A 13,588-nucleotide genomic window follows, 5' to 3' on the forward strand; every position below is an offset into this window, starting at 1 on the left:
AGAGCCAAGAGAAGGGTCGGATGACTTTAGCTGCATTAGTTTCGCTGCTAGGAGTGTGGGTGGCGATGATCGTCGCTCCCGGCCCTGATGTAGTGCAGGTCATCCGCGTCGCCCCGCGGTCCATGCGTGCCGGAATCATGTGTGCGCTGGGCATCTGCACCGGCATCGTCGTCTGGCTCACCGCCTCCCTGGCAGGACTATCTGCTCTTATCGCCGCTCGCCCCAGTCTGCTTGGCTTGCTGCAGCTGGTGGGCGGCGGCTTCCTTCTCTGGATGGCCTATGGCTCCATCCGCTCGGGCCTGGCGCAACGGCGCTCTGCCCTTAGCTCTGCCCGCAGTACTTCACAGGACTCGGCAGAAAACGCGGGAAGCTTCGACGAGGAGCACATCGAGCAGGCAGTGAGCACTGGCGACGTCGAGGACATCACCGCTGGCCGCGCCTACAAGCTGGGCCTGCTCACCAACCTTTCCAACCCGAAGGCGCTCGTCTTCTTCGGCGCCGTCTTTGCCCAGTTCATTCGCCCTGACATGGGGCTTGAATGGACCGTGTTCATCGCCATCATCCTGACTGTGGTCTCCGTGGCGTGGTTTTCTACCTTCGCGCTCATCGTCCGCGCGGCGGCGCGTTTCCTCACGAAGTATTCGGCCCATCTCGATATCGGCTCGGGCCTCATCTTCGGCGCCTTGGGCTGCGTGATGATTTATGAGGGAATACTCGCGCTGGTTAGGTAAACCTAAATCACGTACAGTGACCGGCATGAGCAATTCCACCGCACGCGTTTCAACCGATCGCCCGGCACGCTACGGCAAGCAGCTGGCATCACATTTCTCTGCCAAGATTGACGCCCACTGGGACCCAGAAACCGAAACCGGCCGCTGCGTCTTCGAGCGCGAAAACACCCGCGGCACCCTCGACCTTGCTGTTGAGCCCAACATCCTCCTCCTCAACGTCGAGGCAGACTCAGAAAGCATCAAGTCCGTCGAGCACGTTGTGGCCCGCCACCTCGTGGGCTTTGGCAAGAAAGACGACTTGAAGGTCGAGTTCACCCGCGCCGACGGCACACCGGGCGTGTACTTCAGCGTCGCTGATCTTCCCCCAGAACGCAGGTAGTCTAGGGCTCATGATTTTCACCACTACCAACAACGTCGATGGTCACGAAATCACCGAGTACATTCGCGTCATTGCGGGTGAGACGGTGACCGGTATTAACTTCCTCAAGGACTTAGGCGCCTCCTTCCGCAGCTTCACTGGCGGCCGCTCCGCTGGCTATGAGGAAGAGGCAGTCAAGGCCCGCGAGGCAGCGCTTAACGAGCTGTGGAACCGCGGCCAGGAGCTGGGCGCCGACGCCGTCGTGGGCATCAGCTTTGATTACTCGCCTATGGGCCAGGCCAACGACATGCTGATGGTCACCGCCACCGGCACAGCAGTAAAGCTGCGCGCTCTCTAGATAGGTGCGCAAGTATCTTTTAATAGCGCTGTGCCTAGGCTTGAGCGCGTGCTCGCACGTCGATGAGCCGGGGCACGGCCCTTATGATTATCCCGCGGACATGGAAACGGCCTCGGAAAAGGCCGAGCTTCCTTCCCAGGGCGCAACGCAGACCGGCCACTACCGCACGATCGAGCTGCCCAGCGGCAGAAGCTTCATCGCGCACGTACCCGATAACTATGACGCAGCGCAGCCCGCGCCGGTGGTCATGGTCTTTCATGGATATAACAGCGATCCCGCGACCATCTTCCAGGACACTGAGCTCTATGAGGCCAACGCCATCACGCTCTTTCCGGCGGGTATTGGGGAGGCTTGGGCGCCTGCTCCTTATGCGCAGACTTCCTTGGGGGAAGACTTCGCTTTGGTCGATGACACCTTGGCCTGGGTTAAACAGAATTACAACACCGATGGCCGCGTCTTTGCCGCAGGCTTTTCCAATGGCGGCGGTTTCGTGCGCGCCCTAGCCTGCAACCGGCAGTTGGACGGCGCCGCCACGGTTTCCGCGGCGAACTACGATGCCGTGGATGAAAACTGTGAAGGAAAGCCCACCCCTTATTTTGCGGTGCACGGCACTGCCGACGTCGTTATTAATTATGGTGGCGGCACCGCCCACGGTGGCCACTACCGCGGTGTGGAGGAGACCATGGCGGAAGTCGCCGAGGACAATGCCTGCGATCCTTTCCCCGCCGAGCACCGGGAAGACGCAGTCACCCGCTTTACGTGGGGTTCCTGCGCGGTGCCCACCGTGAATTACAAAATTAAGGGCGGCACGCACACCTGGAACGGTGGCGTAACGGATCGCAGCGGGCTTGTCCCGCACGATTGGGCAACCAACTCCATTTTGGACTTCTTTAAGGTTGAGTATCCCGGCAAGGTGCCTTCTCGGTAAGCTATGCCGCATGTTAGAAGTCTCAATCAAGGGCGATTCCATTAAGCTCGGCCAGTTCATCAAGCTGGCCTCCCTCGTCGGTACCGGCGGTGAAGCAAAGGAGCTCATCGCGCAAGGCGAGGTCACGGTCAATGGGCAGGTGCAAACCCAGCGCGGCGCCACCTTGTACCCAGGAGATGAGGTCAGTATCGATGGCACTTCTGCGCGCGTGGCCGCCGCAGATGAGGACGAGGACGATTACTTCGATGAGGCCACAGCAGACGATGACTTTGATCCGGAGAAGTGGAGGAACATGTAATGCCCGCTTTCGAAGCTGAAGTAGGCATGCCCTACTGGATTGACCTGACCACCTCTGAGCCGCGGAAATCCGTGAACTTCTACGAGCAGGTGCTGGGCTGGGAAGTTGATTCCGCTAACGAGTACCGCGTGGGCCGCGTGCAGGGCCTGCCGATTGCCGGCTTCATTCCGCAGCCCGAGCAGGCTTCCATGCCGGATACGTGGGTGACCTACTTTTTGAGCAAGGACATCGACGGCGATTGTGCGCGTGCGGAGCAGCTTGGTGGCCGCGTGCTGGCGCCGGCAATGCAGGTGCAGCTGGGCCATATGGCGCTGCTTGTCGACGTCGCGGGTGGCATGTTTGGCCTCATCCAACCGGCGGGCGCGGACCAGTTCGTGGCCGGCGGCGAACCGGGCACGCCGGTCTGGCACGAACTGACTGCCACTACCAGCTACCAGCAGGCCTTGGACTTTTATGGCGAGCTGTTTAACTGGGAGGTCCGTGGCGGCGATGCTTATGCCACCGCGGAGGAAGAAGGCGCGCCTTTCGCCGGCTTTTGGAACGCGGAGGGCCAGTTCCCGCCGCAGGTGCCGAGCTTCTGGCAGACCTACCTCGGCGTGCGTGATCTCGAGGCGGCTGCTGCCAAGGCAGTAGAGCTTGGCGGTGAGGTTATCCGCGAGCCGTGGGATTCGCCTTTCGGGCGCCTATGCCTGCTGGCTGATTCCACCGGCGCTACGGTCACTCTGGCCGAGGTCGAGGACGCGCCGGAGGAAGAGCCGCGCGAGTCGGACGACGTTCTCAACCTCGACTTTTAGATGAAAGACAAGGTAGAGGAAGTAGCGGAGGTCGTTCGGCGCATTCCGGCCGGCAACGTCTCTACCTACGGGGAAGTGGCTAAAGCGGCGGGCTGCCATGCCCGCTACGTGGGCTGGGTGATGAAGAAGGTCCCCGGCCTGCCCTGGTGGCGCGTGGTGCGCGCCGACGGCACCTCGCACGCGCCTGAGCGCTCAATCCTACGCTGGGAAGCCGAAGGAATTACTCATAAAGACGGCCGCGTAAGCATGCGTCGCCATGGATTAGATGCCCGCGACTTGGAAGGGTTGATCGGTTGAGAGCTTAGTTCTTTCTCTTGCTGACCGCGGTGCCAGCATGCATCACGCTGTATGTGGTGTCTTCCCGCGCGAACTTGTTGCCGCGATAGACCAGGTAGATGTTCAGTGGGTAGAGCACCAGCCCCACCAGCACGTATTGAACTGGCATCAGCGTGGTGTTCTCCGGCAGGTAGTTCCAGCAAAAGTGCAGGCCAAAGGCTAGCAAAAGGAAGCCAAAGATGGAGCCCAGGCGCCACCAGACTGTCTTGTTCGCGCTGAATAGCGCCCAGCCTATTCCCCAACCCGCCAGCGCGGTGAGCAAGACGTGCAGCGCCGGACCCGCGATGAGGCGCAGACCCCACATCTGAAACATTCCGGTCCAGTCAGAAAGCGGGTGCATCGTGCCGCCGACGACGCTGTACAACACGTTCTCGAGGGTCTCAAAGCCTAAGCCCACGGTGGCGCCCACGACCCAGCCGTGCCACGGCCGGTTGAGCTGCCGGAATGACAAAAGAATGAAGAAGACTCCGGTGGCCTTGGAAATCTCCTCTGGGTAGGCACCCGCCCACGACATCGTGGCGGCCTGCCACCCGAAGGATGACGCCAGCGTCATCAGCGGAGTAGAGGAGAGCAAAGCCATGCCCACCGCGGTACCGCCACCCCACAGGAGCGCCGCCCAGACCCATCCGCGCGCCGGGAACATGGGGCTTAGGCGAAGCAAAAAGAGGATGAGGGCCACGTAGGCGCCGCCGATGAGCACGCTGGGTACCACCAAAGCAGGAGCAATCAGCAGGTAGCTGATTAGGTTAGCCATGATGCTCACCATGCCCAGAGCCAGTAGTACCCACAGCGAGTTGCGGAAGAGTTTGCTCATGATGCCACTACTCCCGTCTCCGCTTTCACCGGCAGCTCGCGGTGTCCAAAGGCCTGCCAGATGAGTTCCGCGGCGTGGGTGAAATCGCCGCCGGTGAGCACCACGATGTAGTCAAAGTCGGTAAAGTCGCCCTCTCCGTCGCGGGAGAGGACGATTGCGTCGGCGGGGGCGTCGTAAAGCGCGAGTGCATCGCCCTCCCTGTGGATCTTTGCCGTGGAAACTTCGCCGTAAGCATAGCCGCGGACGGCGCGATGCATCGCCACCTCCTCGTCGGCACCGTCGAGGCCTTCAGTGCTGACCACCTGCACGAGCGTCGCACCGCAGTCCCAGGCCTGGTTCGCCATGGTCTCCGAATTAGGCGTGCAACGCAGACCCGGGACCTCAATGGTCCAGGTTTCATCCTCACTGAAACCTGTTGTCGCAGAATCAAGCACCACTTCCTCGGTCTTCGGCTCGGGCGGGGTCACCGTTGCTGCGATAAGCGTGGGGATGACGAGCACTACCAGCACGAAGCTAACGACCGCGAGAAAATATCCGCGGAGTTGTGATGGTGGGAACCGATAAGTTGGCATAGTCCACACCTTAACCGGATTGATTCGCCTAGAGTGGCTGGCATGAAAGATCTCTACCAATTTGTCAACGGACCATGGCTACAATCCCACGTCATCCCCGATGATCGGGGCGTTGATGGCACCTTCCACAACCTGCGTGACGAGGCGGAAGAGCTCGTGCACGAGATTGTTAAAAATGACACTGGGCGCCCGGGCGCGCTCTACGCATCGCACCTTGATACCGAGGGCGTAAATGGTGCAGGCATGGCGCCAATTGACGCCGACCTCGACCACCTCACCGCAGCCGACCCTCAAGAGCTGGCGCAGCGCCTCGGCGAACTCGAGCGCGAGGGAGTCGGCGCCCCGGTGACCTTCTGGGTGGAAAAGGATTCCGGTTCCGAGGAAGCCGTGGCTTATGTCATCCAGTCTGGCCTGGGCCTGCCGGACGAGGCTTATTACCGCGAGGAAGCGCATGCGGAGACGCTGGCTGCATATGAAAAGCACGTGGCGCAGATGCTGGGCTTCCTCGATCCTGCCCGCCTGTTCGGCTTGGGCGCCGACGTTGCCGCCACGCGCATCGTGGGTTTGGAAAAGGAGCTGGCTGCCGGTCATTGGGATGTCGTTTCCACGCGCGATGCCGTGAAGACTTATAACCCGATGCCTTTCGAGGAGCTGCCGGAGTTGGCACGCGCCATCCTTTCAGGTGGTGGCCTGGAAGCACAGCGCGTTGTGAACATGATGCCTTCCTACCTCGAGCACTTCGAGATGCTTTTCACCGCGGACCGCATGGCAGATTGGCAGCTGTGGGCCACCTGGCACATCCTGCTGTCCCGCGCGCCGTACCTGCCGGAAGAGGTGGGCAAGAAGAACTTCGAGTTTTACGGCACCCGCCTTTCCGGTGCTACCACTCAGCGTGACCGCTGGAAGCGCGCCGTGGGCCTAGCGGAGTCCCTGGTGGGCCAGGAGATTGGCATGGTCTTTGTGGACCAGCACTTCCCGCCGGCATCTAAGGCGGAGATGGACACCCTGGTTGATTACTTAACCGCTGCTTACCGCGAGCGCATCTCCCAGCTCGAGTGGATGACGCCCGCTACCCGCGGGCGTGCCTTGGAGAAGCTTGCCCAGTTCAAGGCCAAGATTGGATACCCGGATAAGTGGCGCGACTACTCCGATCTGAGCTTCAGCTCTGAGGGCAAGGACCTCGTGGCCAACGTCCGCGCGGGCAACGCATGGGCGCACGACTTCGAGCTGCGCAAGATTGGCAAGCCCGCGGACCGCGACGAGTGGTTCTCCACCCCGCAGACGGTCAACGCTTTCTACAACCCGGTGGTCAATGACATCACCTTCCCGGCCGCCATCCTGCGCCCGCCATTCTTTGTCCCTTCCGCTGAGGGCGGCGACGTATCCGAGAACTTCGGCGCAATCGGCGCGGTCATCGGCCACGAGATCGGCCACGGTTTCGATGACCAGGGCTCGCAGTACGATGGCCAGGGCAACCTGAACTCCTGGTGGACTGAAGAGGACCGCGCGGCATTTGAAAAGCTCACCGCGAAGTTGGTGGAGCAGTTCAACGGCCGCGTGCCTTCCGTTCTGGAAGGTACTGATTCCGCGGGCGTCAATGGCAGCTTCACCCTGGGTGAGAACATCGGTGACCTGGGTGGACTGGGCATCGCAGTGGTGGCTTACAAGAACTACTGCGCGGACAACGGCCTCGACATCGCTGGCCAAGTGGCCCCTTTCGAGGTGGAGGACGCATCTCCTGCGCTTTACGACGCCGAGTACAACGGCCTGCAGCGCCTCTTCCTGTCCTGGGCGCGCGTTTGGCGCACCGCAATCCGTCCGGAGATGGCCACCCAGTACTTGGCCATCGATCCGCACTCCCCGGCGGAGTTCCGCTGCAACCTTATCGCGGCGAATGTGGCGGAGTTCTACGAGGCCTTCGAGGTAGAGAAGGATTCTCCGTTCTACCTGGCCGAGGAAGACCGCGTCACAATCTGGTAAGACGCGCCGCGAGGTAGTCGGTTCCGGTCTCGGAGTCGACTACTCGTAATTGCCCAGCCTCCGGTGGGGTAACGGTAAGGGTGGGCAAGAACTCGATTTCGCCAGGTAGTCCGCCGGTGCCATAGGCGTGGAAGCGCTGTGGGCCGGTGGAGTATGCGGCGGAGGTTTCCTCGTTTTGTACAAGATGGACCCATTGTGTGATGGCGACTGGGTCGTCTTCGGCGCGGGCTACCGAGCGCTTTCCGAGCACGGAGTGGTCCATGGCGCACAGTGGTTTGTTGGTGGCATTGTCGGCGGCGCGGTAGGTGACGGGGAATTGGACGATGTTGCCGGCGTAATCGTGGCCGAGGAGGACCTCGATGCCAACTTCGTCATCAGGATCTACTGCGCGGTAGCTTCCAATGATCTCGTCGATGTGGGCGTACTTAGCTGCGATTTCGGCTTTAGTGGGGGATAGTTCGGCGGTGGGGTGGAGTTTGGCTACCTTCGTCATGGCAGCCATGGTAGCGGTAACCTCGAATGCATGACTTCGATTGAGCAGTGGCAGATTGGTGGCCAGGACCGCCAGTTGAGCGAGGAAGAGCAGCTGGAACAGCTCTATTCCTACATGCAGGTCCACTACCCACTGCCGGATTTTCGTCCGCCGTGGGCTGGCGGCGGCTCGCCGGATGCTGACCGCTACTGCGCGCTTTTGCCGGATCGCATCACGCAGGCTTCCATGATGGTCTTGGGCACTGCAGTTGACCACGCGTTGCCGGGCACCAAGTTCACTGATGGAATCACGCAGCGTGACACTGAGGTCGGCGCCATCTTTGCCCCGGCCGCGCCGACCGGCAAGTGGGCGGTGTCTTTGCACTCTGGCGGCTGGTGGCGCGGTGATGGAACCGCGTTAGAGATGCAGTGGCGCCCCGAAGTCGCCGCCGCAGCACAGTTGTCCGGCACCACCATCATCGACGTAGATTACCCGCTAGCGCCTGAGCACACCGTGGCGGACATGGTGGAATCCGTCAACAAGGCCATCGCTTATGCCTGCGAACAAGGTGCGGCTTCCGTGACCGTGTGGGGCTACTCCTCGGGCGGCGCCTTGGCTGCACTCGTACCTGCCGATGCGCTCATCCTTACTTTCCCTGACTTCGCTGCGCTTTCCAATCTCCCCGAGGAGCTGCGCGCCGGCTACGAGCTGCCAAACGAGTACCCGCGCACACTCGTCCAGACTGCGGTGCAAGACGAAATCGCCGAGCGAGTCACCATCCCTGCCGCCGAGACCGCCGATTACGTCTCCACTCACCGCATCTCAACTCCGGCAGTGGCCCGCCAGCGCATCATGGACACCGCGGACTTCCTGCGCTCCGTCTAAGCCGCCTGGTTTTAGCGTTTAGCGGTTTGGTCCCATTGGTTGGATCCCCTTGGGGGTAAAGCTACCCAATGGGGCATCCCGCACGGCTTCGCTACTCGTAAAGGGACCATTAGAGGGGGACCCAACCAGGGAAACCAAACCGAATTGAGGGCAACCTGACCACTGCCGGCAAAAGTTCCCGCGATTCGAAAGGATCACAAGAAAACTTTATCGGGAACTATTGCTAATAGCGTCGCGACTATTCACCCATGAGTATTTCCAATCATGGTGCGATGTCGCGCTTACACAAGACAGCCGGTGTTCTCATAGCGCCGTTCCTCATCGTTGCAGCGCTGAGCGGGTTCTTCTACGCCTTGGCCCCCAGCATCGAGTCGGTGGTGTACAAGAATGAGATCGCGGCGTCAGGAAGCGGTGAAGCACACAGCCTCGACGAGCAGATCGCAGCAGCCCAGAAGGTCTATCCGGATCTCGCAGTAAGCAAGGTGCAGGCCTTCGACGACAGCGAGAAGAACACCCGCGTGCTCTTCGCGGATGACGCACTGAAATCCTCCAGCTACGCCCACGCAGTGTTCGTGGACCCCGCCACGCTCGAAATCAAGGGTGACCTCGTGCAGTATGGCTCCTCTCGCGCATTGCCGTTGCGCAGCTGGCTCTCCGAGGGGCACCGCCGCCTCTGGCTTGGCGACGCCGGCCGCATCTACTCCGAGCTCGCCGCCTCATGGCTGGGCGCACTGGCGATCATGGGCATCTACCTGTGGTTCAAGCGGCGTCGGAAAGCGGGCAAGATGCTCACCCTGCACTCCAAGATCGGCGCGTGGCTGTTGCCCGGCTTCGTGTTCCTCACCATCACTGGCCTGACCTGGTCCTTGGTTGCTGGTGAAAACATCTCTACCCTGCGCGAGAAGATGGACTGGATGCAGCCCAAGCCCGCAGCAACTGCCGCCGCGGACCCGCATGCCGAGCATCACCATATGGACATGACGGGGGACATGAACGTGATGGGCGGCGCAGACGCGTTGGCGGCCGCGCGTTCGGCAGGGTTGACCGGCATCCTCGACATGACGCCGCCTTCCGCGGAGACGCCAGCGTGGACCGTCACTGAGGCACGCCAAGACTACAAGCTGAGCTACGATGCCATCGCTGTCGACCCGCACACTGGCGAAGTGGTGGACCGCGTGGACTTTAAGGACTGGCCGCTCATGGCCAAGGTGGTCCCATGGCTCATCCAGCTGCATATGGGCACCTTGTTCGGAATCTACAACCAGGTTGCGCTTGCGCTTCTCGCGCTAGGCCTGTTGGCGGTCAGCGTCATGGGCCTGTGGATGTGGTTTAGTCGCCCGAAGCGCTCGCTCCAGCACCTGAAGCTCTCGCCAGCGCTGGTCGTGGGCGCGGTGCTGTATTCCATCATCGCTCCGCTCTTCGGCGCATCCCTGGTGCTGTTCTTCCTTGTGGATTGGGCAGTGCAGCGCGCTAAGAAGGCGAAACAGACCGAGCCACGCGAAACCCAAGAAGGGGAAAGCATCAAGCAACCTGTCTAGGACGATTGCCATAAAGTAACGAGAGGGAGGACCACCTGGTCCTCCCTCTCTCGTACTCGCTGGGTCCTACTTCTCGCTGGGTGCTTTTTCACGCTGGGTGCTATTACACGCTGGGTGCTATGCCACCCAGCGTTATTTCTCCTCAGAGCCCTCCGGGCGAATCTTCATCTCAGATTCCTTCCAGAGTCCGGAGCGCGAAACGATCTCATGATCGATGTTCGCCTCGGCAGGTGCCTCGCCCTTGGAGTTGGTGCGCAGCTCGTACTTTTCGATTGCGCCCCAGTCTCGAGCCCAATCATTGTTGAGGTAGCTCGGGATCTCGTAGGAGTAGTTGACTGCCTCAGCCGTGGCCATCGCGCCACCGCCCGAGAAGGACTGGAAGTCAGTCAAGGACGTCTGCGCCGCTGCATCCGGCAGGATGCGGTATTCCGGAATCTCCGTCACGCCCGCATAGTGGTCGAAAGTGCGCTGGCATGGGAACTGCAGAGCCACAGACCAGTCCATCAGCGCCGGGGTCTGTGAATCGAACTGCGAGTTGATGGTCGCAAGCTCCGGCACGCGCGGCGGAGTGAAGGCGAGCCATTCGTCCTCGTCAGTGGAATCATCCACGGCCACCAGGCGGACCACGTTGGCCTCAGCTGGCAGCTTGTCCAACGGGATGCGTAGGTTGCGCCACTTCGGGGTAGCGCCGACGTCGGAAAGCTCTGCTTCGCCCTTGTTGGTGGCCTTGCCGTCCTTGTAGGTGGCGTACTCCAGCTTGAGCTCCATGCCGTCCTGCTCGATGCCGTTGACATCGTGGTGGTAGATGTTGCCCGCCGCAGAAACAGCCAGAATCGGGGCGTTTTCCTTGGCCTCAGGCAGGTTGTACCACTGGGTCGTTACGGTAGAGGTAGAACGCTGCTTTTCATCGTAGGAGCCCAAAACCGGTACCTTGTTGTAATCCAGGTTGAAAGGCAAGTGACGGGTCGAGCCGTTTACGCCCTTGGTCCCACGCACGCCGCCGCTTTGCTCATTGGCAGACTTTTCGCTGCTTTCCTCCGACTGCGCGGCATCGGCAGAGTCAGCATTTTCTGCCTTCTCGGTTGAGGTATTCGCAATTGCGCCAACCGACGCCGAGTTCAGATTCTCCGGCTCGATGGATTCCGGGATGTTATCGGGGCCAAAGCCGAAGGAATCTTCGCTTGGGTCCTCCAGCGAGTCCTTGAGCTCGCCTTCAACCGGGCTGAGGAAGGAGTCGTTGGTGTTGGTCTCTACCATCGTGGCGTCGGCAAGCGAGCACTGGTTGCCCTTCAGCGAGGCCAAGTTGCCCTTGCCCACGGAGTAGGAATTCTGCTGCGAAGCATAAGCCTTAGCGAAGGATGCACACGAGAAGGCCACAATCAGCGCGCAGGCCAAAGCCAGCGGCGCGGACATGATGCCTGCCCAGCGCGAAACTTTGGCGGCGGCCTGTGCCTTGAACTCCTCGAGGCGGCCTTCCTCTTCTGCTTGGGCCTTGCGGTAACTGTGGAACATCGCCTGGACGACGCCGACGGCAAGGACCACCAAGCCAATAAACAGCAGCACGGTGTTGGCCTCAATGGCCTTGAGCTGAACCGTGCGATCCCACCACGGGATGCCGAAGGAGGAGACGTACCACCAGGCATTCCAGCCAGCCATGGAGATAGCCAGCAGGAAGATGACCGATGCGAGGGCGAAGGTGCGCGCGCGTGGCGAGCGCATCGCGATCTGGGAGAGGACAACCGCGCCCAATGCCGCAATCACGCCCGCGACGCCGGCGTAGATACCGAAGTGGTGGGTCCACTTGGTTGGGGTGAACATCAAGAAGAAGGTGCTAAGCCCAATGATGAGCAGCAGGCGCTGGGTTGGGCCGACCGCTGCGCCGACGATGCGGCGATCCTTGATGAAGGCATAGATGATCAGCGCCAAGCAGAAGATCATGGTGAACATGGCGAAGCGGCGGGTCATCGAGCCGTCCACGGACTGCTGGAAGAGCGTGGTGTAGCGCACGTACTCCGAGTACCACGGCAGCGAAGGGCCGACCTCAGAGCGCACGCGGGTGGACTCCATGACCGAAGCCAGCGTCTGATCACCAAAGGCTGCGACCATGATGGCGGTGCCGGAAGCGAGGAAAGGTGCAATCATGGCGAGCCAGCCCACGTGCGGGGCGCGCTCGGCCATGAAGGCAAATAGCTTCGGCAGTGATACCAAGAACACGCCGACGGCGAAGAGTCCGGTAGGACCAGCGCCCAGCGTCAAGGTTGCGGCGATGGTGCCCACGGCTGCTGGCAGCAGGCGGCGGGCGGCAATAGAGCGTTCGAAGGAAGCCCAGGTCACCATGACACCGAGAGCCACGATCGGCTCTGGGCGGATGCCGTTGTTATATGGCAGCCAGAATGCCAAGAACATAAAGGCGGCGGTCCAGTGCGCCACGCGGCGGCCATTAACTAGGTCACCAAAGCGCGGCAGAATCTCGCGCGAGAGAATGAACCAGACGATGAATGCGGAGATGAGCGCAGGCAGACGCACGAACATTGACGTACTGGAAATCTCCGACAAGAAGGCCACGAGGTCGTAGTACGGGGAGCCGAACGGGGCCTCGGGAACGCCGTACCAGCGGTAGTAGTTCGCCATATAGGAGGCGTGACCGGAAACGCGGCCCATCGTCAGGATGAAGCCGTCATCCGAGGTATTTGCGCCGAAGATATGCCAGAAGACGAGGACGGCAGCAACCACGCCGTCGAGCGGGCGGATCTGCTTCCAGGTGGCAGGCATAAAGCCCAGCTTGCGCCCGTCTAGACGGTCAATGCGCCACAGGCAGATAAGGCTCAGGATGGTCATGGCTACGCCCAGCCACATCGCAATCTTCTTTAGCAAAGAAGGCGAGGAGGTAAAGCGCGAATTGATATCGACGTGGACGTTTAGCCCTTCGTCGACAAGCTTTGCGGCATCCTTATCTTCTAGCTCGGTGTAGACGCCGGTGACCTGCGGACGAACGTCGTCCTTCGTGGTCTCGGAATGCTTATCCACGCTGACCGTGGTGCCGGAGCCGGAGGAGTCGATCTTGAGCACGGCGTCGTCAGGCAGTGCGGCTACTTCCTTGGGGGTAAGGGCAAGCAGCACCTCGTCCAAGGAGACGACGGAAAGGCCTTGGTCGCTCACGCGGACGAACATGCCGCGGTTGGAGGCCTTGGTGGATTCCGGCGGGATGGTGCCGTAGAGCAGGTCCTGATCATTATGGAGCTGGTCTGCGGCGCTCAGCGGGATCTCGGCCTTGATGTCCTCCGGCGCCACCGAAATCAGCGGGGCGTTTATGGACTGCAGCGAATTATTCTGCGGCCAATCAAAAGAGGACTGGGTTTGGTTCACCGGAAGTAGCGGGGTCGCTACAAAACAAATGAAGCCAATCAGGCCGGCAATAATGGCGGTTAGCCGCAGCGAACGCGGGGCGTCCGCTATGGCTAAGCGGGTATTTTCGGTACTAGGAAGGCTAACTGACACGGCGATCAGTTTACGGCACGGCCCCT

At 61.0% G+C, this 13,588-nt stretch carries 14 protein-coding genes; 10 read left to right on the top strand and 4 right to left on the bottom strand.

The window, feature by feature from the left end; translation table 11 throughout:
* The first annotated feature begins 20 nt into the window (after window positions 1–20).
* From HMPREF3158_RS04600 to HMPREF3158_RS04630, 7 genes are read left to right on the top strand one after another with little or no spacing between them, the layout of a single operon-like run.
* Entirely contained in the window at window positions 21–731 is a 711-nt protein-coding gene (locus tag HMPREF3158_RS04600) for a LysE family translocator (protein WP_070455692.1), read from the top strand.
* Window positions 732–756: 25 nt separating this feature from the next.
* Window positions 757–1,110 (top strand): DUF2218 domain-containing protein, encoded by a 354-nt coding sequence (locus tag HMPREF3158_RS04605; RefSeq protein WP_062036311.1) that lies wholly within the window; start codon window positions 757–759, stop codon window positions 1,108–1,110.
* 10 nt (window positions 1,111–1,120) lie between these two features.
* Window positions 1,121–1,447, top strand: coding sequence for a YbjQ family protein (locus HMPREF3158_RS04610; RefSeq protein WP_062036309.1), 327 nt, complete (start codon window positions 1,121–1,123; stop codon window positions 1,445–1,447).
* Window positions 1,448–1,451: 4 nt separating this feature from the next.
* A complete protein-coding gene (locus HMPREF3158_RS04615) occupies window positions 1,452–2,375 on the top strand; it encodes a CE1 family esterase (protein WP_070497489.1) in 924 nt (307 codons plus the stop codon).
* A 10-nt stretch (window positions 2,376–2,385) separates the two neighbouring features.
* A complete protein-coding gene (locus tag HMPREF3158_RS04620) occupies window positions 2,386–2,673 on the top strand; it encodes an RNA-binding S4 domain-containing protein (protein ID WP_070497491.1) in 288 nt (95 codons plus the stop codon).
* Window positions 2,673–3,467 carry a VOC family protein gene (locus HMPREF3158_RS04625; protein ID WP_070497493.1) on the top strand — a complete coding sequence of 265 codons (795 nt, stop codon included), beginning with the start codon at window positions 2,673–2,675 and terminating at the stop codon, window positions 3,465–3,467. Before HMPREF3158_RS04620 ends, HMPREF3158_RS04625 begins: the two co-directional genes overlap by 1 nt.
* Entirely contained in the window at window positions 3,468–3,764 is a 297-nt protein-coding gene (locus HMPREF3158_RS04630) for an MGMT family protein (RefSeq protein WP_062036301.1), read from the top strand.
* A 4-nt stretch (window positions 3,765–3,768) separates the two neighbouring features.
* Here HMPREF3158_RS04630 and HMPREF3158_RS04635 read toward each other — a convergent pair whose 3' ends face one another.
* Both HMPREF3158_RS04635 and HMPREF3158_RS04640 read right to left on the bottom strand, forming a co-directional pair.
* A complete protein-coding gene (locus HMPREF3158_RS04635) occupies window positions 3,769–4,617 on the bottom strand; it encodes a PrsW family intramembrane metalloprotease (protein WP_070497495.1) in 849 nt (282 codons plus the stop codon).
* Complete coding sequence (locus HMPREF3158_RS04640; protein WP_070497497.1) at window positions 4,614–5,189, bottom strand: hypothetical protein; 576 nt, start codon at window positions 5,187–5,189, stop codon at window positions 4,614–4,616. Before HMPREF3158_RS04640 ends, HMPREF3158_RS04635 begins: the two co-directional genes overlap by 4 nt.
* Window positions 5,190–5,231: 42 nt before the next feature.
* On the opposite strand from HMPREF3158_RS04640, the gene HMPREF3158_RS04645 reads away from it, so the two are divergent.
* Window positions 5,232–7,169 (top strand): M13 family metallopeptidase, encoded by a 1,938-nt coding sequence (locus HMPREF3158_RS04645; RefSeq protein WP_070497499.1) that lies wholly within the window; start codon window positions 5,232–5,234, stop codon window positions 7,167–7,169.
* Here the strand turns inward: HMPREF3158_RS04645 and HMPREF3158_RS04650 are convergent.
* Complete coding sequence (locus tag HMPREF3158_RS04650) at window positions 7,156–7,662, bottom strand: CG0192 family protein (RefSeq protein ID WP_141740996.1); 507 nt, start codon at window positions 7,660–7,662, stop codon at window positions 7,156–7,158. The two genes, HMPREF3158_RS04645 and HMPREF3158_RS04650, sit on opposite strands and share 14 nt — an antisense overlap.
* 30 nt (window positions 7,663–7,692) lie before the next feature.
* Between HMPREF3158_RS04650 and HMPREF3158_RS04655 the strand changes: the two genes are divergently transcribed.
* Window positions 7,693–8,526: an alpha/beta hydrolase gene (locus HMPREF3158_RS04655; RefSeq protein WP_070497503.1), complete on the top strand. Its 834-nt coding sequence runs from the start codon at window positions 7,693–7,695 to the stop codon at window positions 8,524–8,526.
* Window positions 8,527–8,774: 248 nt separating this feature from the next.
* Window positions 8,775–10,064, top strand: a complete 1,290-nt coding sequence (locus HMPREF3158_RS04660; RefSeq protein ID WP_239240472.1) for a PepSY-associated TM helix domain-containing protein — start codon at window positions 8,775–8,777, stop codon at window positions 10,062–10,064.
* Between the two features lie 132 nt (window positions 10,065–10,196).
* On the opposite strand, the gene HMPREF3158_RS04665 is transcribed toward HMPREF3158_RS04660, so the two are convergent.
* Window positions 10,197–13,562 (bottom strand): arabinosyltransferase domain-containing protein, encoded by a 3,366-nt coding sequence (locus HMPREF3158_RS04665; protein WP_210385667.1) that lies wholly within the window; start codon window positions 13,560–13,562, stop codon window positions 10,197–10,199.
* Between the last annotated feature and the right edge of the window lie 26 nt (window positions 13,563–13,588).

Source organism: Corynebacterium sp. HMSC06G04, assembly GCF_001807365.1.
Lineage (GTDB): Bacteria > Actinomycetota > Actinomycetes > Mycobacteriales > Mycobacteriaceae > Corynebacterium > Corynebacterium simulans.

Excerpts from the sequence above, each read along its gene's own strand:
- HMPREF3158_RS04620 (WP_070497491.1), top strand. The coding sequence starts at position 2,386 with ATGTTAGAAGTCTCAATCAAGGGCGATTCCATTAAGCTCGGCCAGTTC.
- HMPREF3158_RS04610 (WP_062036309.1), top strand. The coding sequence starts at position 1,121 with ATGATTTTCACCACTACCAACAACGTCGATGGTCACGAAATCACCGAG.
- HMPREF3158_RS04645 (WP_070497499.1), top strand. The coding sequence starts at position 5,232 with ATGAAAGATCTCTACCAATTTGTCAACGGACCATGGCTACAATCCCAC.
- HMPREF3158_RS04600 (WP_070455692.1), top strand. The coding sequence starts at position 21 with ATGACTTTAGCTGCATTAGTTTCGCTGCTAGGAGTGTGGGTGGCGATG.
- HMPREF3158_RS04660 (WP_239240472.1), top strand. The coding sequence starts at position 8,775 with ATGAGTATTTCCAATCATGGTGCGATGTCGCGCTTACACAAGACAGCC.
- HMPREF3158_RS04630 (WP_062036301.1), top strand. The coding sequence starts at position 3,468 with ATGAAAGACAAGGTAGAGGAAGTAGCGGAGGTCGTTCGGCGCATTCCG.
- HMPREF3158_RS04625 (WP_070497493.1), top strand. The coding sequence starts at position 2,673 with ATGCCCGCTTTCGAAGCTGAAGTAGGCATGCCCTACTGGATTGACCTG.
- HMPREF3158_RS04655 (WP_070497503.1), top strand. The coding sequence starts at position 7,693 with ATGACTTCGATTGAGCAGTGGCAGATTGGTGGCCAGGACCGCCAGTTG.
- HMPREF3158_RS04640 (WP_070497497.1), bottom strand. The coding sequence starts at position 5,189 with ATGCCAACTTATCGGTTCCCACCATCACAACTCCGCGGATATTTTCTC.
- HMPREF3158_RS04635 (WP_070497495.1), bottom strand. The coding sequence starts at position 4,617 with ATGAGCAAACTCTTCCGCAACTCGCTGTGGGTACTACTGGCTCTGGGC.
- HMPREF3158_RS04605 (WP_062036311.1), top strand. The coding sequence starts at position 757 with ATGAGCAATTCCACCGCACGCGTTTCAACCGATCGCCCGGCACGCTAC.
- HMPREF3158_RS04650 (WP_141740996.1), bottom strand. The coding sequence starts at position 7,662 with ATGACGAAGGTAGCCAAACTCCACCCCACCGCCGAACTATCCCCCACT.